The sequence below is a fragment of the Nocardia amamiensis genome, assembly GCF_015477605.1.
Classification (GTDB): domain Bacteria; phylum Actinomycetota; class Actinomycetes; order Mycobacteriales; family Mycobacteriaceae; genus Nocardia; species Nocardia amamiensis_A.
In genome coordinates this window covers 289,979-310,419 of the sequence record NZ_JADLQX010000003.1, presented here as the reverse complement: position 1 = coordinate 310,419, position 20,441 = coordinate 289,979, and the positions used below count along the sequence as shown (strand labels likewise).

General features: G+C 67.4%; 24 protein-coding genes. 9 read left to right on the top strand and 15 right to left on the bottom strand.

Going from position 1 to position 20,441, the window contains the following annotated elements:
* Positions 1 to 13: 13 nt before the first annotated feature.
* A complete protein-coding gene (locus IU459_RS06080; protein ID WP_040781427.1) occupies positions 14 to 433 on the bottom strand; it encodes a nuclear transport factor 2 family protein in 420 nt (139 codons plus the stop codon).
* Between the two features lie 174 nt (positions 434 to 607).
* Between IU459_RS06080 and IU459_RS06075 the strand changes: the two genes are divergently transcribed.
* Positions 608 to 1,390, top strand: a complete 783-nt coding sequence (locus IU459_RS06075) for an SDR family NAD(P)-dependent oxidoreductase (RefSeq protein ID WP_195128459.1) — start codon at positions 608 to 610, stop codon at positions 1,388 to 1,390.
* Between the two features lie 18 nt (positions 1,391 to 1,408).
* Positions 1,409 to 1,903 (top strand): acetyl-CoA carboxylase biotin carboxyl carrier protein, encoded by a 495-nt coding sequence (locus IU459_RS06070; RefSeq protein ID WP_228837424.1) that lies wholly within the window; start codon positions 1,409 to 1,411, stop codon positions 1,901 to 1,903.
* A gap of 8 nt (positions 1,904 to 1,911) precedes the next feature.
* Here the strand turns inward: IU459_RS06070 and IU459_RS06065 are convergent, their stop codons facing one another.
* Together IU459_RS06065 and IU459_RS06060 are read right to left on the bottom strand one after the other, a co-directional pair.
* Positions 1,912 to 2,301, bottom strand: a complete 390-nt coding sequence (locus IU459_RS06065; RefSeq protein WP_195128458.1) for a lipocalin-like domain-containing protein — start codon at positions 2,299 to 2,301, stop codon at positions 1,912 to 1,914.
* Between the two features lie 29 nt (positions 2,302 to 2,330).
* Positions 2,331 to 2,825: a luciferase domain-containing protein gene (locus IU459_RS06060; RefSeq protein WP_195128457.1), complete on the bottom strand. Its 495-nt coding sequence runs from the start codon at positions 2,823 to 2,825 to the stop codon at positions 2,331 to 2,333.
* 101 nt (positions 2,826 to 2,926) lie between these two features.
* Between IU459_RS06060 and IU459_RS06055 the strand changes: the two genes are divergently transcribed.
* The 4 genes from IU459_RS06055 to IU459_RS06040 all read left to right on the top strand — a co-directional run bounded on the left by IU459_RS06055 (position 2,927) and on the right by IU459_RS06040 (position 6,866).
* Positions 2,927 to 3,295 (top strand): winged helix-turn-helix transcriptional regulator, encoded by a 369-nt coding sequence (locus IU459_RS06055; protein ID WP_195128456.1) that lies wholly within the window; start codon positions 2,927 to 2,929, stop codon positions 3,293 to 3,295.
* Between the two features lie 438 nt (positions 3,296 to 3,733).
* Positions 3,734 to 4,231 carry a hypothetical protein gene (locus IU459_RS06050; protein WP_228837423.1) on the top strand — a complete coding sequence of 166 codons (498 nt, stop codon included), beginning with the start codon at positions 3,734 to 3,736 and terminating at the stop codon, positions 4,229 to 4,231.
* Between the two features lie 44 nt (positions 4,232 to 4,275).
* A complete protein-coding gene (locus IU459_RS06045) occupies positions 4,276 to 5,451 on the top strand; it encodes an MAB_1171c family putative transporter (RefSeq protein WP_195128455.1) in 1,176 nt (391 codons plus the stop codon).
* Positions 5,448 to 6,866 carry a cytochrome P450 gene (locus tag IU459_RS06040; RefSeq protein ID WP_195128454.1) on the top strand — a complete coding sequence of 473 codons (1,419 nt, stop codon included), beginning with the start codon at positions 5,448 to 5,450 and terminating at the stop codon, positions 6,864 to 6,866. Before IU459_RS06045 ends, IU459_RS06040 begins: the two co-directional genes overlap by 4 nt.
* Positions 6,867 to 7,070: 204 nt before the next feature.
* Here the strand turns inward: IU459_RS06040 and IU459_RS06035 are convergent, their stop codons facing one another.
* Positions 7,071 to 7,301, bottom strand: a complete 231-nt coding sequence (locus IU459_RS06035) for a hypothetical protein (protein WP_195128453.1) — start codon at positions 7,299 to 7,301, stop codon at positions 7,071 to 7,073.
* 149 nt (positions 7,302 to 7,450) lie between these two features.
* On the opposite strand from IU459_RS06035, the gene IU459_RS06030 reads away from it, so the two are divergent.
* Positions 7,451 to 7,864 (top strand): hypothetical protein, encoded by a 414-nt coding sequence (locus IU459_RS06030; protein ID WP_195128452.1) that lies wholly within the window; start codon positions 7,451 to 7,453, stop codon positions 7,862 to 7,864.
* A gap of 180 nt (positions 7,865 to 8,044) precedes the next feature.
* Here the strand turns inward: IU459_RS06030 and IU459_RS06025 are convergent, their stop codons facing one another.
* Genes IU459_RS06025 through IU459_RS05995 form a run of 8 tightly spaced genes read right to left on the bottom strand, consistent with a single transcriptional unit; the run spans position 8,045 to position 14,656 of the window.
* Positions 8,045 to 8,806: an alpha/beta hydrolase gene (locus IU459_RS06025; protein ID WP_195128451.1), complete on the bottom strand. Its 762-nt coding sequence runs from the start codon at positions 8,804 to 8,806 to the stop codon at positions 8,045 to 8,047.
* Between the two features lie 2 nt (positions 8,807 to 8,808).
* On the bottom strand, positions 8,809 to 10,062 hold the full coding sequence (locus IU459_RS06020; RefSeq protein WP_195128450.1) for an FAD-dependent oxidoreductase: 1,254 nt from the start codon (positions 10,060 to 10,062) through the stop codon (positions 8,809 to 8,811).
* Positions 10,050 to 10,976, bottom strand: a complete 927-nt coding sequence (locus IU459_RS06015) for an MBL fold metallo-hydrolase (protein WP_195128449.1) — start codon at positions 10,974 to 10,976, stop codon at positions 10,050 to 10,052. The genes IU459_RS06020 and IU459_RS06015 overlap by 13 nt, the downstream gene beginning before the upstream one ends.
* Positions 10,973 to 11,905, bottom strand: coding sequence for an aromatase/cyclase (locus IU459_RS06010; RefSeq protein WP_195128448.1), 933 nt, complete (start codon positions 11,903 to 11,905; stop codon positions 10,973 to 10,975). The genes IU459_RS06015 and IU459_RS06010 overlap by 4 nt, the downstream gene beginning before the upstream one ends.
* Positions 11,902 to 12,156, bottom strand: a complete 255-nt coding sequence (locus IU459_RS06005) for an acyl carrier protein (protein ID WP_228837422.1) — start codon at positions 12,154 to 12,156, stop codon at positions 11,902 to 11,904. Before IU459_RS06005 ends, IU459_RS06010 begins: the two co-directional genes overlap by 4 nt.
* Positions 12,153 to 12,578 (bottom strand): hypothetical protein, encoded by a 426-nt coding sequence (locus tag IU459_RS39615; protein ID WP_324198769.1) that lies wholly within the window; start codon positions 12,576 to 12,578, stop codon positions 12,153 to 12,155. The genes IU459_RS06005 and IU459_RS39615 overlap by 4 nt, the downstream gene beginning before the upstream one ends.
* 39 nt (positions 12,579 to 12,617) lie before the next feature.
* The gene (locus IU459_RS39610) at positions 12,618 to 13,391 is read right to left on the bottom strand and encodes a beta-ketoacyl synthase N-terminal-like domain-containing protein (RefSeq protein WP_324198757.1); all 774 of its coding nucleotides are present in this window, start codon (positions 13,389 to 13,391) and stop codon (positions 12,618 to 12,620) included.
* Entirely contained in the window at positions 13,388 to 14,656 is a 1,269-nt protein-coding gene (locus IU459_RS05995; protein WP_195128447.1) for a beta-ketoacyl-[acyl-carrier-protein] synthase family protein, read from the bottom strand. The genes IU459_RS39610 and IU459_RS05995 overlap by 4 nt, the downstream gene beginning before the upstream one ends.
* Positions 14,657 to 14,857: 201 nt before the next feature.
* Between IU459_RS05995 and accA the strand changes: the two genes are divergently transcribed.
* Entirely contained in the window at positions 14,858 to 16,546 is a 1,689-nt protein-coding gene (gene accA, locus IU459_RS05990; RefSeq protein WP_195128567.1) for an acetyl-CoA carboxylase carboxyl transferase subunit alpha, read from the top strand.
* 11 nt (positions 16,547 to 16,557) lie between these two features.
* On the top strand, positions 16,558 to 17,907 hold the full coding sequence (locus tag IU459_RS05985) for an acetyl-CoA carboxylase biotin carboxylase subunit (protein WP_195128446.1): 1,350 nt from the start codon (positions 16,558 to 16,560) through the stop codon (positions 17,905 to 17,907).
* A 41-nt stretch (positions 17,908 to 17,948) separates the two neighbouring features.
* Here IU459_RS05985 and IU459_RS05980 read toward each other — a convergent pair whose 3' ends face one another.
* From IU459_RS05980 to IU459_RS05970, 3 genes are all read right to left on the bottom strand, one after another.
* Entirely contained in the window at positions 17,949 to 18,818 is an 870-nt protein-coding gene (locus IU459_RS05980) for an AfsR/SARP family transcriptional regulator (protein WP_195128445.1), read from the bottom strand.
* A 196-nt stretch (positions 18,819 to 19,014) separates the two neighbouring features.
* Positions 19,015 to 19,674: a class I SAM-dependent methyltransferase gene (locus IU459_RS05975; RefSeq protein WP_195128444.1), complete on the bottom strand. Its 660-nt coding sequence runs from the start codon at positions 19,672 to 19,674 to the stop codon at positions 19,015 to 19,017.
* A 104-nt stretch (positions 19,675 to 19,778) separates the two neighbouring features.
* Entirely contained in the window at positions 19,779 to 20,021 is a 243-nt protein-coding gene (locus IU459_RS05970; RefSeq protein WP_195128443.1) for a hypothetical protein, read from the bottom strand.
* Between the last annotated feature and the right edge of the window lie 420 nt (positions 20,022 to 20,441).

Sequence of the window (20,441 nt, the reverse complement as noted above, 5' to 3'; positions counted from 1 at the left end):
CGGTGGGATACGGTCAGTCATGGACGACGCGCCGCGATCGCGTCAGCAGCGCCCCATCGACGCGGACGAGCACGTCGTGCACGACGCAGCTCGGTGCGATCTCGGGCTTGCTGTTCGGGCGGATCTTCACCACCAGGCAGTAGGCGGTGGACACGATGGTCCCGTCGTCCTGGGGTTGCAGGTTGATCATGTTGAACCAGTGTCTGCGCTGCATCGGGTCGGTCTCGAAGCGCTTGTGGAACTCGACCAGGTCCGCGATGATGCCCGCCCTGGTCCGGGCGGGCGGAATCCCCGGCGAGTGCTCGAATTCCGCGTCCTCGGTGAAGGTCTCGGCGTAACCGGGGATGTCGCGGTTGTCCAGTCGCTGCATCTGCTCGGCGTAGAACTGCTGTACCTCGGCGTACAACTCGGTGCGGCTCGCGACAGTGGTCATGGTTGCTCCCTTGGGTTGCGGCGGGGCGCGGCTGCACGCCACGGTGGCCGACGCCGCTAGAGCCTCGGTCGAGCCCCAGCACGCGACCGTCGGTTGACCGGATCTATAGGACGCGCGACGACGCTGGTGGTCGAGAAGCCCGGCGAGTTCGGAAGATCGACCGATGGAGGAGTCATGGCGGAAAATCGGCGCGTCGCGCTGGTCACCGGAGCGACCAGCGGAATGGGCCTGGAGATCACCAAAAGCCTGGCGGCCCAGGGCATTGCGGTGTTCCTCTGCGCTCGCGACGAGCAGCGGGTGACCGACACGGTGAAGAGCCTGCAGGACGAGGGCCACGAGGTGGACGGCACCGTCTGCGACGTGGCCGACGCCGCGCAGGTCCGCGAGTACGTCGACGCGGGCGTACGGCGCTACGGCCCGATCGACATCCTGATCAACAACGCCGGCCGCAGCGGCGGCGGCGTCACCGCGCAGGTGACCGACGAACTGTGGTTCGACGTGATCAACACCAATCTCAACAGCGTGTTCCTGATGACGAAGGCGGTGCTGAACGCGGGCGGCATGCTGGAGCGCGGCAGCGGCCGCATCATCAACATCGCCTCCACCGGCGGCAAACAGGGCGTGGTGCACGGCGCCCCGTACTCGGCGTCCAAGCACGGCGTGGTCGGTTTCACCAAGGCGCTCGGCCTCGAGCTGGCCAAGACCGGGATCACCGTGAACGCGGTGTGCCCCGGATTCGTGGAGACACCGATGGCCGAGCGGGTGCGCGAGGTGTATTCCGGCCTGTGGGGTGTCGACACCGACGAGGTGCACGCCAGGGTCAGCGCCCGGGTGCCCATCGGTCGTTACGTGCAGCCGTTCGAAGTGGCGGCGATGGTCGACTACCTGATCGGCCCCGGGGCGGGCGCGGTGACGGCGCAGGCACTGAATGTCTGTGGCGGACTGGGCAATTACTGATCGGAAGGAATCACGGCAATGACCGCAGTCGACGAGAACGCCGCCGACGCCCGCCCTACCGGGCACGACGATTATCTCCGGGTCCTGGACGCCATACAGACGGGCGCTCTGCACCTGCTCGCGGGCTTCCCGCGGCAGCCGAGCGCGCTGCGCTTCCAGGTCGGGGAGGTGACCGTGGAGGCCGAGTGGCAGGCCGCCGCGCCGCCGTCCGCCCCGGCGCCGGTCACCGAAGTTCCGGTGGAATCCGTTGCGGCGCCGGAGAGCCCGGTGATCGGTGCGGTGGTGCGCGCACCCAGTGTGGGCGTGTTCTATCGCTGCCCCGAGCCGGGCGCGGACCCCTTCGTCGAGGTCGGCGACCGGGTGCAGGCCGGACAGCAGATCGCCATCGTGGAGGCGATGAAACTGATGATCCCGGTGACCGCCCAGACCGGCGGCGTGATCACCGGGATACTCAAGGAAGACAACGAACCGGTGCAATTCGACGAGCCCTTGTTCTCGTATTCTGCGGAATGACAGGGAGTTCAGGCGGGCGGGCGGCTGCGTCGCCAGGTGAGTACCCGGCGTTGGGTCCGCCCGCCGACCTGTGCGGAGCCGATCAGGGTGAGCACGTCCCCGGTCAGCGACATCTGGCGCACCTGCTCGGTGTCCGCCAACGCCGGGTTGGAACACACGCTGATCGCGTGCACCACCTCCGTGCCGGATCGCCGCCACGTGCCCGCGTAACCCATGAACGGCGTCGCGCCCGGGGCGCTGTCCGTGCGCATCATGCTCACCGACATGTAGCCGTGCGCGCCGTAGATCAGCAGGCCGCGTGGCGCGTCTCCCAGCGGCCCCTGGCTGGTCGCATCGTTTTCGTCGATGTCGTAATAGGACACCAGTTCCCATGTTCCGACGAGATCGGTCGCGTTCATGGGCCCAACGATGGCGGCCGCCGCTCTAATCACGCTGTAGCCGAGCCGCGGGCGAAGCGGTGACTGATCCGCACCAGCCGCCAGATGACCTCCAGCTCCTCGCGATCGCGCGGTCCGTAGACCATCACCAGCGTCCCGGGCAGGAATCCCTGCCTGGCCATCGGGTGCAGCTCCGCCCAGCCCTGCTGGACAGTCTGCGTCACCACGTCGTTCGGCAGGCACATGTGCAAGCTGCCATCGCCGCGTCCGTGCAGGTGGGCGAATTCGGTCCCCGCGAGATAGGCCTCGCCGGGACCCTTGGCAAGGGTCGGCCGCAGGTGCAGGGCACGGGTGTCGGGCAGGGAAACGCCGCTGCGGCCGAGCAGGACGCCGTCCAGCGTGGTCATCCGGGACCACAGCTCCTCTTGCAGATCGGGCGGTGCGATCTGGCTGAGCTGCTGATGCGGGTTGTGCTCGCGGGTGCGCGGCCGGTCGCCGGAGCGGCGCGGCAGGTCGAGCCGCCCGTCCACTGTTGTCGTCGTCATGACTGTGCTCCCTTCGGTTTCGCGTGCTCGTGTCCCTGGAACCACAGTACTTTCCAAAGTATAGTAGTAACCAAGCGGAAAGTGAGTAACCGGGAGGACATATGACAGCCGTGCCCGACACCGACCCGTGCCCGATCACGCCGGTCATCGATCTGGTCTTCGGCCGCTGGTCGACCCAAGTCCTCTGGGTCCTCACCCACGACGGACGCCTCCGTTTCACCGAACTCCAGCAGCGCATCCCCGGCCTCACGCCCAAGGTCCTCACCCAGCGCCTACGCCAACTCGAACGCGACGGGTTGGTCTCGCGGACCTACCACGCCGAGGTCCCGCCGCGGGTGGAGTACGAGGCGACGCCGCTGGCCAAGACGCTGACCCCGGTGTTCAGCAGCATCGTGCAATGGTCCAGCGAGCACCTCGGCGAGGTTCTCGCGGCGCGCGCCGCCTATGACGCGGCCGACGGTGTGACCTGAGCCGCGGTCGCCAGTTGGAACAGCCGCGCGTATCCGCGGATCACGGTCGCATCCCGTTCCAGGCGGCGCACAATCGCCGGGCGCGCATGTTCTGACTGGCCGACAGCGTTATTGGAAAACCCTTGCGGCTGTGTCATTTTCGGTTTCGTACCGGGGTTCGGTCGGCCTGCACGCGGCGGGCTCGCTGTGCTTCGATGGAACCGAGTCCGTGCCCTGTGCGTCCAAGACTGGTGTGGCACGAGCGGAAGGGAAGCTGCGGTGATGGTGAACAGTTCGTCTATCGCGCTGATCGAGGAGCGCCGACGACCAAGTGGAAGATTGGGCTGGACCGTGCCGCAATCAACTGCCGACCGCGCGTGGGGCAGGGGGTACACACCGGTTACAACAGACCAGGTGTGCATGCAGAAGGATAGTAGGCCGATTGGGGACGGACTCTGAATGGGCACCTCCGCGAGGGAGATCCAGCAGGTGTTGGAACTGCTCCCGATACCGGACCCGTGGGACCGGAACCAGTTTGTCGAGAACGTGGCCGAGTTGCGCGGACGCCCGATAACCGTGCTTCCGTTGAGAATTCTCGGTTCGATCGAAAGCCCCTGCGGTCTGTGGTTGGTTCGTAAGCACGATGACGTCATCATCCACGAGGACGCGACATCGGAATACCATGTCGACCAAATCGTGTGCCATGAGATCGGTCATATGGTACTCGGTCATGATCGTACATATCAGGGTGGCGTAGACACCCCCGAAGCCGACCAGCTCTTCCGGCTTGCGTTTCCGGATATCGATCCTTCGACGGTTCAAGCCGTCCTCGGCCGTTCGGCTTATGAAAGTGGGCCGGAACGCGAAGCGGAGATGTTTGCAAGCATGGTGATGGTTTCCTCGGTAAGCACGAAGCGGGACCAGAACTTTCGCAACGTCCTCTTCAAACGGCGATGACATCATCGGTATGCGCGGCAATCGCGTGGCCGCTGATCGGTGTGATGGTTCTCGTCGTCCTGGCTCGATGGCGATGGTTCAACAGTACGTCGGCCGAGCGGTACCTCAACGCCACACTCACGATCATCTTGTTGACCCAGTTGCTCCGGGAGCAAGCAGTAGAGACTCTCATCGCCGAGAGTTCGCCGCTGACCGTGACGATGGTCCAACAGCTATCACTGTGCACGATCGTTGTTTCGATCGCGCCCTTCCTGTGCGTGGTCGATCTTCTTTCCGGCAGAGATCCGGCGAAGGTCCGGCGGCGGCAATTTCTTTGGTACTTCGTCGCAGGGTTTCTCGCATCCGTGATTCTGGTGGCCGGAACCCGGGCGCGGCGCGATGAACAGCTGCTGGAGATCTCCGGGGGATGGGACGAGGTGCTCGCATGGGTCGGGTTCTCGGTGCTGCCGCTGTATTTGTCGTTCCAGATGCTGCGCAGATGCTATCTGGAACTCCGGCAACAACGCGTGTCCGATACCGAGAAGTTGATTCTCGCCGGAATAGCGGCGGCAGGAGCGGCCATCGGGGTCTCGACAATGATCGCGCTCGTACTCGCCATACTTCAGGAACTCCGCGTCGTCGACTCGGTCGAGTTTCGGCTCCGAACCCATTCACGGAACTTCTTCTGGATTGCGACAACGATATCGCTGGTGTCTGCCGCGCCTCTGGTGAAAGCGGTCATCGAGTATCTCGGCTGCGACTACGCCGGTCGACGACTGCGACGACTGCGGCCCTTGTGGCGCACGATGGTTTCGATGTTCCCGGACAGCCGGCTCCCGCTGGACGCCGGCGCGGCGGCGGGCCGAGGCACGAAGCTGCAACTTCATCGCGCCACCGTGGAAATACGCGATGCCATCCTCCAACTCCGTCCTTACTGTCGCGATGTGGAGTCGATCGAGTTCGCGCGATTTGTTGCCGGCCGGCATGTTCCAGATCACGAGCGGGATATGGCAAAGTTCGCTCTGCAGTTGGCTGGTGCGGCGCGTGACAGGATGGATACCGCGTCGCCGGCCAACGAGGTGGTCCGGTGGCGGCCACCCTCATCGTCTGCGACCCTGGACGACGAGGTGGCCGAACTTCTCGTACTGGCCAAGTGGTGGCCAGCGGCAGAGAGGTTCGCCGCGACTCCGCAGAACCGCGCAATCACCGAATCAGCCCGACGAGTGGGGGAGAAAACATGATCGAGGTGTCGTCAAGCACGGTCGGGGCTGAACCCGCGGCGTTGCCGCATCCGCGTTTCCGAGTGCCCCTGCTCGGTGACGTCTTGACCACCGACTTCGCCAAGCCATGCCAGCGGTTGGCCGAGCAGGCGCGGGAACTGGGCCCAGTCTTCGAACAGAAGCTCTTCGGCTTTCCCGCGGTCATCGTGACCGGTACCGAGGCGGTGGAGGATGTGAACAACGAGTCGCTGTGGGAGAAGCACATCGGCCACTCGTTGATGAAGCTTCGGCCTCTTGCGGGGGACGGTCTGTTCACCGCCTTCAATCGGGAGGCGAATTGGGAGAAGGCACACAACATCCTCATGCCCGCGTTCACGCGGACTGCGATGGCCAACTACCACGACACGATCGCGAGCACGGTGCGCGAGTTGACCGATTCCTGGTCGGCGTTACCGTCGGGCACGTGGATCGATATTCCCGCGCACGCGAACCGTCTGACTTTCGAGATCATCTCCCGCGCTGGGTTCTCACACTCGTTCCGTTCGATGTCCGATCCGAGCGGAAACCCGTTCGTCGAGGCGATGGTTCGTGAACTCACCTACGCGAACCGGCGAACTGATGTTCTTCCGTGGTTCGAGCTGATCTTCCGCAGAGGTCGGGAACGTCAGCATCGGACCGACGTAGCACATGCGCACACGGTCGTCGACGGCATCATCGAAGCCCGCCGAAGCCAGTCCGGTGCCGAACACCGCGACATACTCGATCTGATGCTCGACGCCGGTGACTCGGTGGCCGGTGACGCACTCGATGCCACGAATGTACGGAACCAGATTCTGACTTTCTTGGTCGCGGGCAGCGAGACATCGGCGAATATCATCTCCTTCGCCTTGCACTATTTGTCCATCCGACCGGACATCGCTGACGGTGTCCGCGCCGAGCTCGACGAGCGTTGGCCCGCCAAGGCATATCCGGACATCGAGTTCGACGATGTAGCCAAACTCCGCCGGCTACGGCGGGTTGTGGATGAGACGCTACGTCTGTGGCCAACCGGTCCCGGCTACTTCCGCCGCGCCCGGCAAGACACAACGCTCTGTCACGGCAGGTACCGTTTCAAGAAGAAGGACTGGGTACTGGTGCTGCTGCTCGCCGCGCACCGGGATCCGGCTTGGGGACCGGACGCGGACGAGTTCAATCCCGATCGTTTCCTGCCCGAGAACCTTCGGAATCTCCCTCCCCGCATCTACAAGCCATTCGGCACCGGCCCCCGTGCCTGCATCGGGCGACAGTTCGCCCAACACGAGATCATGGTGACGCTGGCCGCCATCCTGCACGAGTTCGACCTGGATCCCGACCCGGGCTATCGACTCGACGTCCAGGAAACCCTCACCCTCAAACCAGCCGGATTGCGCCTGCGCCTGCACTCCCGCCATCCGTGACAGCAAGTACCGCCGCGACGGAGAAGTCAGCCTGCACGCCGAGGAGGGCGCGACGTTCCGCTACGGCTACGGTCTGATCCGGCTGGTCTACCTGGGTGCTGCCGCCGAGCACTTCACCTGGATCGGCATAGCCCAGCTCGTTTGGCTGGCGGCAACCGTCACCGCCCTGCAACCTGGTACCTCTCGACCACGACGAAATCCGTACTAGGCGATGTCGTAGTCGGCGGGGTCGATGTGCTGGGTTCTCCGCCAGTACTCGTCGGCCGAGTAAGGCCAGTTCGTCGCTGAACGACCACCCTCGTTGTACCAGCCGGACCTTGTCGAGAAGCCCCACGCGCGGTTCTCGTTGCCGCGGTCGACACACGCACCAAAGTCGTCGTACACGTCTTTGCGGACGTCCAGCGCACGCTGCCCGGTAGCGAGTAGCAGGCGCACGGTCCAGTGTCGGTGGCGAGCGTGCTCGACTCCGCTCGAGCCCGGCTACAGCATCGACGGTCGGCGAGCGTGGAGGAGCCGACGAGGCGCCGGCCGCGCGCCCTACGACGCGGGCGACGCGCGAACTGGGCTGCGATCGCGAATTATCGGTGTCCGCACCGAAAGACGTGACGAATAAAGACGTGGCGAAGGACGCCAACCCCTTCCCCATCGACATCGAAGAGCCGGAGTCGATGAGCTGGCAGGAGATGTACGACCTCGGGCAGCGGATCGATTCCTCCCAAGTAGCGCAAGCCGCCCCGGGATGGGGAGCCATGGCCGACCGAGCGTATCCGGCCGCTCGGACTCGGAGAGTCCGACGGGGCATTTCCTGCACTCTCGAACGGCTGCTGTCGGCCCCCGCTGCTCCCGCTGCTGCGATTCCAGCCGCGCAGGCAGGAGCGGGCATTCCGCAGGCGAGTGCATCCGGTTCGCAGTGGGTAGTTCCCGGTGTCACCGCGTCGGTGCAGTCGGAAGACGTTGTGCGGCAATCGGCCTTATCGGCAGACGTGACAGCGGTGTAGGTCGATTCGTTCCAGAATGCGCGGTCGGCGGTCGAATCATGACGCAGCGATGGGAATTCATGCTCGACCGCATGGAAACCCACTGGGAACCACAGGGTTGGACACGTCTCGTGCGGGTCGATTTCCTCCGGAGGAAATCGACCCGCACAGAGGATTGCGTGACTGTCCGCTGCACGGAGGCTATGGTGCGGCTGCCGGCCGAGGTGCCAGTGCGAGCAGATGTGCGGCCAATTCGTGCGGCATGGTGATCATGCAGTCATGGCCGGTCGGCAGGACCAGGAGCCGGTCGGGCGGTAGGTCGGTGGGTGGCAGAGTGCGGGGCATGGCGGTCCGCATGGCTTTGAAGGCCTCGCCGCCTTCGCTGCAGTAGACGTGTGACACCGGAATGGACTCGAGCGCTCGGGGATTCGTCAGCTTCATCGGCTGCTGGAAGGTCTTCAGCGATTGCGGCGTCTGCAGCGAGGCCAGCCAGCTGAGGTCGGGTTCCTCGGTGACGCCGTAGAGCCCGCCGTCATCCATGGGTTCGGTTTGGGGCGGCACTCGCCAGCCGTCGCCGTGGGCGGCGGCCGCGGCGACGAAAGCCTCGACCATGCCGGGCATGATGTCGGCGACCGCTTCGCCGTCGCGAGGGACGAAGGTGTCGATGTAGACGAGTTCGGCGATGCGGTCCGGTACGGCGTCGGCCAGCGCGGTGACGACGATGGCGGCGTAGCTGTGGCCGACGAGGACGATATCGGTCAGATCCTCGGAGGTGACCAGGTCGATCAGGTCGCGGACGTGGGTGTCGAGGCCGACGTCGGCTGTGAGCAGGTGGGCGCGGTCGCCGAGACCGACGAGCGAGGGGGCGAGGACGCGGTGCCCGGCGTCCTCGAGCAGCGGGGTGACCCGCTGCCAGACCCATCCTCCGTGGAAGGCGCCGTGGATGAGCAGGTAGGTCGACACGATCAGTTCTCCCTGGAGTTCGTGAGGGCCGTGACGGTTCCGGTCGCCGGAGGGACCGGCTCGGGGCGGATGCCGAGTCCGATCACCCGGGCCACCAGGCGGGGCAGGCGGGGGAAGCGCCGGAGCAGACGGACGAGCAGCGGTTTGTCGGTGCCGGGGCGTCCGGCGCTGGGATAGAGGTCGGACAGCAGGCGCAGTTGCGCGAATTGCACCACCCGCATGGGGAATTCGCGACGCCGCTGGATGGTGCGCAGCGCGGCCGTAGTCGGTGTCGCGCCCGTGGTGAGGATCGGTGCGAGCAGCCGGGCGGCCGCGATGGCGTCCTGCACCGCGAGATTGATCCCGACGCCGCCCGCCGGAGACATCGCGTGCGCCGCGTCCCCGATCGCGACCAGCCCCGGCCGGTACCAGCGGCGCAGCCGATCCACCCGGACGTCGAGCGGCTTCACGTCGTCCCAGTCCAGGATCTCGGCGTCCAAATGCGGCGCGAGCACGGGATAGATGGCGGCGAGATCCGCACGGAACCGCGGCAGCCCCGCGTCCCGGATGGTCGCGAAGCCGCCCTTCGGGATCATGTACGCGACCTGGAGATAGTCCCCGCGGTCGATACAGACGATGAAGAACCCCTTTCCGCTGCGGACCGTGGGCAGGCGCTCACCCTCCGGCTTGGTCACCCGGAACCACAGCACGTCCATCGGGGCGGCGCTGGCGGCGACCTCGAGCAGCCCCGATCGGCGCACGATCGAATGGCGTCCGTCGGCGGCGATCACCAGGTCCGCGGTGATCTCCAACGGTCCCTCGGGAGTTCGGGCCCGTGCCCCGACCACCACGCCGTCGCGCTGGATCACCTCCGTGACCTCCGCCTGCTGCACCAACCGGAATCCGGGGTAGCGTCGGCCCGCCTCGGCGAGGAAGTTCAGTACGTCCCACTGCGGCATGAAGGCCACGAACGGGAAACGCCCCGGCAGCGTGCTGAAGTCGGCGAATACCACCGGACCGGTCGCCGTCGCCATCGGCAGCCGCGGCAGCTCGACGTGCGGCAGCGCGAGGAACTCCTCGGCCAAGCCGAGTTCGTCCATCGCGAGCAGCGTCGAGGTGTGCACCGTGTCGCCCCGGAAATCGCGCAGGAAGTCCGGATGCTTCTCCAGCACGAGCACGTCCACGCCGGAACGGGCCAGCAGCAGCCCGGTCATCAGTCCGGCGGGTCCGCCGCCGATCACGCAGACCCGCACCGACTCGGTTCTCACGCCAGGCATGCCGGCACCTGCCCGCCGTTGTAGAGCACCATCTCGTCGAAGATGGACAGCACGTCCAGCGGTTCGCCGAGCGGGCCGCCGGACAGTTCGGCGTCCGCCCGGTACAGGTTGCCGACCAGCCGTTCCTGGTCGACCAGCTCGGCGAACTCGCCGTGGTCGGCCTCCAGCGCGATGGCCAGCGGCGTCAAGCCCAGCGTGCGTCCCTCCGCGGCCAGATCCTGCACCCACCGCAGATACCGCAATGTCTGGTCGAAGATCTCCGGGCCGGTCACCGGACCGTGCCCGGCGACGACCGTCTCGGCGCCGAGCGCGGCCAGCCGCCGCACCGCGGCGATGGACCCGCTGACGGACCCCATCAGGCAGAACGGCGCCGCGCCCGACATCACCAGGTCCCCGGCGAACAGCACGCGCTCCTCGGGCAGCCAGGCCACCACATCGTTGCTGGTGTGCGCGGCGGGACCGAGATGGATGAGCTCGACCCGCCGTTCGCCCACGTGCAGGGTCAGCTTGTCGCCGAAGGTGATGCCGGGCAACGTGACCCGCACGTCGCCCCAGTCCACGTCCGGCCACAGCTTCGTCAGCGCCAGACCGGTTTCGACCATCTCGGGCCGGATCCGGTCGTGGCCGATCACCACGGCGGTCGGCCCGAACAGGTGGTTGCCGAAATTGTGGTCACCGTGGTGGTGGGTGTTCACGATCGTGCGGGCCGGCCCGGCGCCGAGCCCGTCGACGAACTCGACCAAGGCGCGGGTGCGTCCCTCGGTCGCCAGCGTGTCGATCACCACCGCGCCGTCCGGGCCGACCAGCACACCGGCGTTGCTCACACACCAGCCGCCGCGGCTGTGGGTGTAGGCGTAGATGTCGTCGGCGATCTCGGTGACGGTGGGCGCCGCGGACGTTTCGGTGGCCGTCATGTCGGCGACTTCGTTTCGGCGTAGCGCACCGCGCACAGCAGTGTATTGCGGCTGTTGGTGGACAACGCTTCGGTCAAATAGGCACGGGCATCGGCGAGATTCGTTTCAACGCCGAGAATCTCGCGTGCGGCGTCGGGATTGATCGCGACGGTGTGCCGTGCGGTGACCACCGCGCCGTCCGGGCCGTCCGCGAATTCCCACGCGCCGCTGTGCCCGAAGAGCATCGCCGGTGGCAGCAGCTGCTTGTAGTCGATCCGTTCACCGAGGACGCACACACGCACCGACTTGGTGGTGTGCGGGATGCCGCCCGCGGTCACCGTGTCCATCTCCATCAGCTGCACGCCGTCGTCGTCCTCGGTGAGCTCGATCCGGCTGACGTGCGGGACGTGCTCGGGCCACCGCTCGCTGTGATAGACGAAGTCGTACACCTCCGCGGCCGAGCATTGCAGCGTCACCGTGTCTTCGAAGGTGTGGACGACCTCCTCGACCGGGTGTCCCAGCTCCGCGATGCGGGCCAGCGCAGCGAGCTCGGTCTCGCTGTTGCGGTCCACCGCCGTGGCGACCTGCTCGTGGTCGGCGCCGTCCACCACGGTGAAGTGGTGATCCAGGGTGACTTTCGTCGCGCCGGGACCGACCTCGCGAAACGACCAGCTGCCGCCCATGGACGCGATCGGCGCCTGGCTGCGCTCCTGCTCGAAGGCGATGCGGCGCTGCTCGGCGTCCAGCACGCGCCGCGAGGTCCAGTTCTTCACCGCGCCGTTCACGGTGGCCCACAGCCGGAACCGCTCCTCGTCCGGCCCGCGGTGCAAGTGGCGCACCAGCACGCTCGGTGCGAAGATCACCGGCCAACGGGTCACGTCGGCGACCAGGTCGTAGACGACCTCCGGCGCGGCCTGCACCACCTTCGTGTGGGTCATCACGGTAGTCATGCCACACCTTGCAGTTGGGCGTTCACGATGTCGACCAGCTCTTGCGGCGTCTTGACCTCGACGAGCTGCTCTTCCGGGATCATCACGCCGAAGTCGCGCTGGATCCGCGCCGCGGTCTCGATGAGCGCGAGCGAGTCGTAACCCAGTTCCTCGAATTCCACCGCGGCGATGTCGCCGTCGAGTTCGGCGAGATCCTCGCCGCCGGCGCATTCCACCAGGATCTTGCGTAGTTCGGTGATGGTCATGGTCATGATTCGCTCCCGGGAAGTACTCGGTCGGACACGGCACGCACGACGACCGCGGAGTTGAAACCCCAGCGCCCGCGGGCGAGGACGAGCGCACCGCCGACGGTGGCGGAGCGCGGGGCGCCGAGAACCAGGTCGATCCGGTAGTCCTCGGCGAGCGTGGTGGTGTACGCGGTCGGCGGAATCACCGAATCGCGCACCGACAGCAGCGCGGTCACGATGTCGAGCGGGCCTGCGCCGGAGAACAATCTGCCGGTCAGGGGTTTGGACGCGGTGACAGGAACGCCGCCGGGACCGAAGATCGCCTCGATGGCCGCGGCCTCGTCACGGTCGCGCTCCGGGATGCCGGACGCGTCCGCGAACACCACGTCGATGTCGGCGGGTGTCATCCCGGCGTCGGCCAGCGCGAGTTCGGCGGCCCGGCGCAGACCCGACGGCCGCTCCGAACCAGGTGGCGGGTCGAAAGTCTAGGCATACCCGGCGATTTCGCCGTGCACCTTGGGCACGCCGCGGGACCGCGCCGCGGCGGCGTCCTCGACGACCAGCATCGCGCCGCCCTCGCCGGGCACGTACCCGGCGGCGCCGACGTCGAACGGCAGGTACGCGCGCTCGGGCTCGGTGGAGGCGCTGACCGAACCGCTGGCCAGGTGCGAAGCCCAGCCCCACGGGTCCAGCGCCGAATCGACACCGCCGGTGACCACCAGCGGCGTGCCGCGCCGCACGGTGCGCCGGGCGTGACCGATCGCGTCCAGCCCGCCGGCCTGCTCGGCGACCAGCGCGCTGCTCGGTCCGCGCATGCCGTGACGGATCGAGATCTGGCCGGTGTTGACCGCGTAGAACCAGGCGAACGACTCGTACACGCTGACGTGCTCGGAGCCGAGCGACCACAGCTTGTTGAACTCGCGGTGGGTGAATTCGAAACCGCCGGAGGCGTTTCCGGTCACCACGCCCATGTCGTAGTCGGTCATCGTCGTGGTGTCGACCTTCGCGTCGTCCAGCGCCCACTGCGCGGCGACCAACGCCATCCGGGTCGAGACATCGGTCTGCGGCAGCAGCCGGCTCGGCAGATGCTCGGCCGCGTCGAAATCGGCCACCTGCCCGGCGAGCCGCGCCGCCGAGCGGCTGGTGTCGAACCGGGTGAGCGGCGCGATCCCGCCGCGCCCGGACAGCACGGCATCCCAGAAACGCTCCACGCCCATGCCGTTCGGCGCGAGCACCCCCATTCCGGTCACGAGGATCATGCCGCCACCGCCTCCGCTTTGCGCAGCACCATCGCGCTCTGGAACCCGCCGAACCCGCTGCCCACGGTGAGCACCGTGTCCATCCGGTGGTCGCGGGCGACCAGGGGCACGTAGTCCAGATCGCATTCCGGGTCCGGCTCGTGCAGGTTGGCCGTCGGCGGCACCACCTGGTACTCCAGCGCCAGCAGCGAGGCCGCGATCTCCACCGAGCCGATCGCGCCGAGCGAGTGCCCCACCATCGACTTGATCGAGCTCATCGGCGTGGCGTAGGCGTGCGCACCGAGACTGCGCTTGACCGCCGCGGTTTCGTGCCGGTCGTTCTGCCTGGTCCCGGAGCCGTGCGCGTTGATGTAGTCCACACCGGTCGGGTCGATCCTGGATTCGTCCAGCGCAACCCGGATCGCCTCGGCCATCTCGCGGCCGTCGGCCTTCAGTCCGGTCATGTGATAGGCGTTGCACCTGGTCGCATACCCGGTGATCTCGGCGTAGATGCGTGCTCCGCGCTTGCGTGCGCTTTCGTACTCCTCGAGCACGAACATCGCGGCGCCCTCGGCGAGCACGAAACCGTTGCGCGAGTTGTCGAACGGCCGCGAGGCCACCTCCGCCTCGTCATTGCGCGGCGTGGTCGCCTTGATCGCGTCGAAGCAGGCCACCACGATCGGGGTGATCGGAGTGTCCGACGCGCCCGCCAGCATGACGTCGGCGGAGCCCTCGCGGATCAGCTGCACCGCGTGGCCGACCGAGTCCAGTCCCGACGTGCAGCCGTTGGAGACCATCGCCACGGGCCCCTCCGCCCCCACGCTCCAGGCCACTTCCGCCGGCATCACGCTGGGCACCATGTAGTCGAACATGTGCGGCGAGAGATACGACTCGTCGACCAGCCAGTTCTTCCCGGAGTCCGACAGCACCAAATATTCGCGCTCCAGGCTGGTGGCCGCGGCGACCGCACTGCCGAGGCTCACGCCGAGCCGGTACGGATCGACCGCCGCGAGGTCGAGTCCGCTGTCGGCCACCGCCTCCCGCGCGCAGACCACGGCGAACTGCACCGCACGGTCCATGCGCCGGATCTCCCTGGGCGACAACCCCTCCCGCACCGGGTCGAAATCCGCTTCGCCCGCGACCTGGGACCGGTACGGTGCGGCGTCGAAGAACGAAATCCGGCGGGTCGCGGTGCGGCCTTCGGACAGCAGTTTCCAGAACGCGTCCTTGCCCGACCCACCGGGCGCGCGGACGCCGAGTCCGGTGACGACAACGCGGCGGTTCATCGCGCACCACCGGATGCGTGGGTGTTCATGGCGTTATCTCCCTTCGATCGTGCGACCAAGCATCCGGGCCGGTCCTCGAACCTCGCTCGAGCCGAGGAGTCGAGTTGTTCTCTAGCGGGAGCGCGCAGGCTGTCGCTGTGATCGCCCGGCCGGCGCTGTCCGGACCGATCACCCGTTCCCCGAGCACAGGAGACACGCGTGATGAAGTCAGCACACGGCAGCGACGGCGCCGCGGACTGGGTGCTCTGCCCGGCATGCCTGATCCCGCTGTACGGCAAGCGATTCGCCCGCGACCTCGGCGTCTGCGGCGAATGCGGCAGGCACACTCCGATCACCGCCGAGCAGCGCATTGTCCAGCTCGCCGACGAGGGCCGGTTCGAGCCCCTGCCCGGCGCCGCGACCGAGGACGACCCGCTGAGCTTCACCGACACCAAGCCCTACCGGGACCGGCTGGACGCCGCGCGCGCCCGCACCGGCATGCACGACGCGGTCCTGTGCGCGCGGGCGACTATCGAAGGTCAGCCGGTGCTGATCGCCGCGATGGACTTCCGCTTTCTCGGCGGCAGCCTCGGCACCGCGGTCGGCGAGATGATCACCGGCGCTGCGGAAACAGCCCTGGCAGAGCGGATTCCGCTACTGATCGTCACGGCCTCGGGCGGCGCGCGAATGCAGGAGGGCCCGCTGTCGCTGATGCAGATGGCCAAGACCAGCGCGGCGCTGGAACAGCTGGACCGGGCGGGCATCCTGACCGTCACCCTGATCACCGACCCGACCTACGGCGGCGTGGCGGCCTCGTTCGCTACCCTCACCGACGTGCTGATCGCCGAGCCGGGCGCGCGCCTGGGATTCGCCGGGCGGCGGGTGATCGAGCAGACCATTCGCCAAGAGTTGCCGCCGAAGTTCCAGACCGCCGAATTCCTGTTGGAGCGTGGGCTCATCGACATGATCGTGCCGCGCGCGGGCCTGCGCCAAGTGCTCGGCGGGCTGCTGCGGGTCGCGGCGCCGGTGGATCCGACCGAAAGCTTCGTCTCCGCGGACGCGGGCGTCGTCACCGATCCGGACCGCGTCGCGGAGAACGATCCCTGGACGCAGGTGCGCCGTGCGCGCACCCCGCAGCGGCCGACCGCGCTCGACTACTTCGCGCTGGCCTTCGACGAGTTCCGTGAGCTGCGCGGCGACCGGATCTCGGGCGACTGCCCGGCGGTGGTCGGCGGAACTGCCTGGCTCGGCGCGCAACCGGTGATCGTCATCGGCCACCAGAAGGGGCACGAGCCGAAAGAGCTGATGGCACGCAACTTCGGCATGCCGACACCCGCGGGATACCGCAAGGCCGCGCGACTCATGCGGTTGGCCGAGAAGCTGGGACTGCCCGTCGTCACCCTGATCGACACGCCCGGCGCCTATCCCGGCGCGACCGCCGAGGAGCAGGGGCAGGCGATCGTCATCGCGGAGAACATCCGGCTGATGTCCGCGCTGCGGGTGCCGGTGATCAGCGTGGTCATCGGCGAGGGCGGCAGCGGGGGAGCGCTGGCGCTCGGCGTCGCCAACCGGGTGCTGATGTTCGCGAACGGGACCTATTCGGTGATCAGCCCCGAGGGCTGCGCGGCGATCGTCTGGAACGACCCGGCCGCGGCGCCGAAGGCAGCCGCCGCGCTCGCGCTGACCGCACGGGATCTCCTGCGGCTCGGTGTGGTCGACGGGGTGTTGCCGGAGCCGGGCGGCGACGTCGGTACCGCGCCCGTGGCCGCGGCCGAGCAGCTGCACCGCGCACTGACCGCGACGCTCGGCGAGCTGGTCGGGCGCAGTGGTGCGGAGCTGGCCGACGAGCGGCGCGCCCGATTCCGCCGGTTCGGTGCGCGGCCGCAGGTCTTGGTCCGGTCGGTGGCGTAGGGGGAGGGATGATGTTCGAGAAGATTCTGATCGCCAATCGCGGGGAGATCGCGCTGCGCGTCGCGCGCACCTGCCGTGAACTGGGTGTGCGCACCGTCGCGGTGCATTCGGTCGCCGACGCCGACTCGACGGTGGTGCACTTCGCCGACGAAGCGGTGCAGATCGGTCCGTCCGCCGCCAAGCGCAGCTACCTGAACGCCGCGGCCGTGTTGGCCGCCGCCGAGCTCACCGGGGCGGACGCGATCCACCCCGGATACGGATTCCTTTCCGAGTCGCCGGATTTCGCCGATGCCTGCCGCGCGGCGGGTATCACGCTGATCGGTCCGCCCGCCGATGTGATGGCCGAACTCGGGGACAAGCAGTCCGCACGCACGCTGATGGCGAAGGCGGGCCTGCCGCTGCTGCCCGGCAGCCTCGACCCGCTCGAACTCGACGAGGCGCACGCGCTGGCGGACTCGATCGGCTACCCGGTGATCATCAAGGCCGCCGCGGGCGGCGGCGGCCGGGGCATGCAGGTGGTGCACGACAGCGCCGCGTTCCCGCGGGCCTTCCAGGAGACCAGGGCGACCGCGCGGATGCTGTTCGGCGACAGCCGGGTGTACTTGGAGAAGTACCTCGCGGCGGCCAGGCATGTCGAGATCCAGGTGCTGTGCGACGGCCACGGCCACGGCGTGCACCTCGGTGAACGGGACTGCTCGGTGCAGCGCAGGCATCAGAAATTGATCGAGGAATCCCCGGCGCCGCTGCTGCCGGACGGCCTTGCCGAGCGGATGGGCAAATCCGCGGTCGACGGTGTGCTGGAGGCGGGCTATGTCGGTGCCGGGACCGTGGAATTTTTGGTCGATCGGGACGGCAATTACTATTTTATGGAAGTAAACTGCCGAATTCAGGTCGAACATCCGGTCACCGAAATGGTGACGGGCATCGACCTGATCGCCGAACAGATCCGTATCGCATCCGGGCAACCGCTCGGCATCGCCCAGGAAGATATCGTCCTGCGCGGTGCGGCAATCGAATGCAGGATAAATGCCGAAGATCCGTCCTCCGAATTCGCACCAGCTCCTGGAGTGCTGGCCGAATTCACTCCGCCCGGCGGTCCTTTCGTCCGCGTCGACACGCACGCGCACGCCGGTTATTCGATACCGCCGCATTACGATTCACTGCTTGCCAAATTGGTGGTATGGGCGCCGGACCGCGACCGGGCGCTCGCGCGGATGCGGCGGGCGCTGGAGGAGTTCCGGATCTCCGGCGCCCGCGTGGCGACGACGAGGGATTTTCTGCGTGAGGTGCTCGACCATCCGGCCATGCGTGCGGCGACGCACACCACCGCGCTGGTGGACGAGCTGCTCGGGCGCAGGTGAGGCGGGGCGGCGTCGACCCGGGCTGCCGAGACTTCCGGCGGTCAGGCGGTCTCGGCGGAGGCGGTGCGGAACTCGGGGGAGTACCACCCGATCAGGTAGCCGGCGTGGCGGCTGTTCAGCATCGCGCTCACCGAGACGTCGGAAGCGGCCAGGATGTCCTGGTGCAGCTTCTGCAGCTTCTGGCACGGGTCGAGGCCGAGCTCACGCTGCATCGACCGGCTGAACTGCTGGTAGGAGGCCAAAGCGCGGGCGCGCTGGCCCGAGCGGCACAGGGCGAACATGTAGTACGCCTGCAGCCGCTCGTGCAGCGGGTGCTGCATGGTCAGGCGGGCCAGGTCGGGGCACACCTCGCGGTGCCTGCCCAGGCGCAGCTCCGCCTCCACCCGCAGCTCGATGTTGGTCAGCCGCAGGTGGTCCAGGTGCGATACCTCCGCGGCGAGCGGGATGCCGCCCTCCACGTCGACCAGCGCCGGACCGCTCCACAGCGCTTCCGCCGCGCTGAACAGATCCACCGCGCGCTGGTCGTCGCCGGTCTTGGCGGCGCACCGGGCGGCCGCCGACATGGACTGATAGTCACGCAGATCGAAAACGCAATCCTTCACATCGAACGAATAGCCCTTGCTGCGGGTACGGAGAAAACGTTCGGCCACTTCCGCCTGCCCCACGCCGAGCTGTTCGGCCATCTTCTTCCGAATTCCGAGGACATAGGTCTGCACGACCGTCACGGCGCTGCGCGGCGGATCGTCGTTCCATAATTCTTCGATCAGCGTCGTCACCGGCACAACGGTGTCATGCCGGACCAGCAGTAAAGCCAGCAACTGCCGCTGCTTCTGCGCGGTCGGCGTTGCGTTGTGATTGTTGAGAGCGAGCGTCAATGGACCCAACACGCGCGCGTACACTGGATTATTCACCGGGATCTCCTACGGGCGACATTCCCCCCGACCGACGTGAGATTCTCAATTCCCACCGCGCTGTAGGTATCGTCCACACTATCGAGAAATCCGTATCCGATCCATGAAACCTGGGTAATATCGGAGTTAACGGGTCACGGTCGTCCGTTGAATTCCCCTCTGCCGCAAGGAGATTCGCGTATAGTTTGCGGAACCCTCAGCGACGGCGAATGCGCAGGATGTTGTCTTTCTTGGTGCCCGGCTGTCCCTCCGGCCCGGCGTGCTCGAGATCGACGACTTCGTCGACCTCCACCTGCCATTCCGCGGGGTCCAGCGCCAGCCCCGCGCGCACCTCGGCGGTGGTCGGGAAGTGCACGTGGAGAGGCGGTTCCACCACCCAGCTCGGCCATTCCGCATGCCCGACGATCAGCAGCAGGCCGCCCGGCGCGACCGCCTCGGCCGCGCGGCGCAGGATCCTCGTCCGCTCACCGTCCTGAGCGGGCGGTGAGTGCAGATACTGCGCGGTAACCAGGTCGAAAAGGCCGGACGGAAAGCTCTCGGCGAGATCGTGCCGCTGCCAGCCGATCTGCTCCGACAACCCCAGCCGCTGTGCCTCGGCCCGCGCGCGGGCGAGCGCGGTCTCCGAGACGTCGGCGGCGGTGACCTGCCAGCCACGCTGGGCCAGCCAGATCGCGTCGGCGCCCTCGGCGCAGCCCAGATCCAGCGCCGAACCCGGTGCGACCCCTGCGATCTCGCGCACGAGCAGAGCGTTCGGCCGTCCCGACCAGACCTGCTCGCGCTCGGCGTAGAAGGCCTCCCAGTACTCGACCGTCGTCGTGGGCGTCGTCCCGTCCGCATGGTGGTGTGTGGAGTTCATGAAACCACGATCCACCCGACTGTGGAGAACTGGCAAATAACGTTGCCGCTTCGGCAACTGCCCCCGTCGGGGTGGTACGGCGCTCCGGTTCGGTCGCGCTGTATTCAGTCGTCGAGCGGGTCGCGTGGGAGCATGCCCTCGGCGGCGCGCAGGCGCCCGGTCATGGTGGTCAGCAAATCGATGGAGTCGTCGGAAAGGCCGACGGCCGTATGGATCAACCTGCGTAGTCGCTGGCCGGTGATCCGGTCGGCCACCGCGCAATCGTGCTCGGTCGGGAAGTCGTGCTCCGGCGGTGTGGCGCCGGGCTGTCGGTCGAGATTCACGCCAAGGTACTCACAATCGGTCATCGAGCTCCAGGAACCATGGTGGATGCGCTGGACCGCGCCCCGGAACGACGAGCAGGCACGGTCGTCCCGGGGCGCAGCGTACTCGCACTCACGCCGTCACTGGGTCGGGTCGGTGGGGTTGCACGTGCTGTCCCTGCCGTAGTCGGGTCGGCTCACCCGTGCCGTAGCCGTGCCCGCTCCGGAGTGGGGACGATACGCATTGTTCCACTGCGCCTGTGGATTTCGACGCACCGCCCCCTGGAAGCCATGCGTTGCGGTCACCGGGCCCGCATCGAAGGTGGACGGCGCGTCCGTGTCCAGATACCCATTCGTGGGAATTCGCCGGTATCGGAGCCGCGGCGCCGGTGCTGAGAGGGCGAGAGCTGGAACCGGAGACCTGCTCGATGCAAGCCACCGCGGCGCAGACCGAAATCGGGCGCC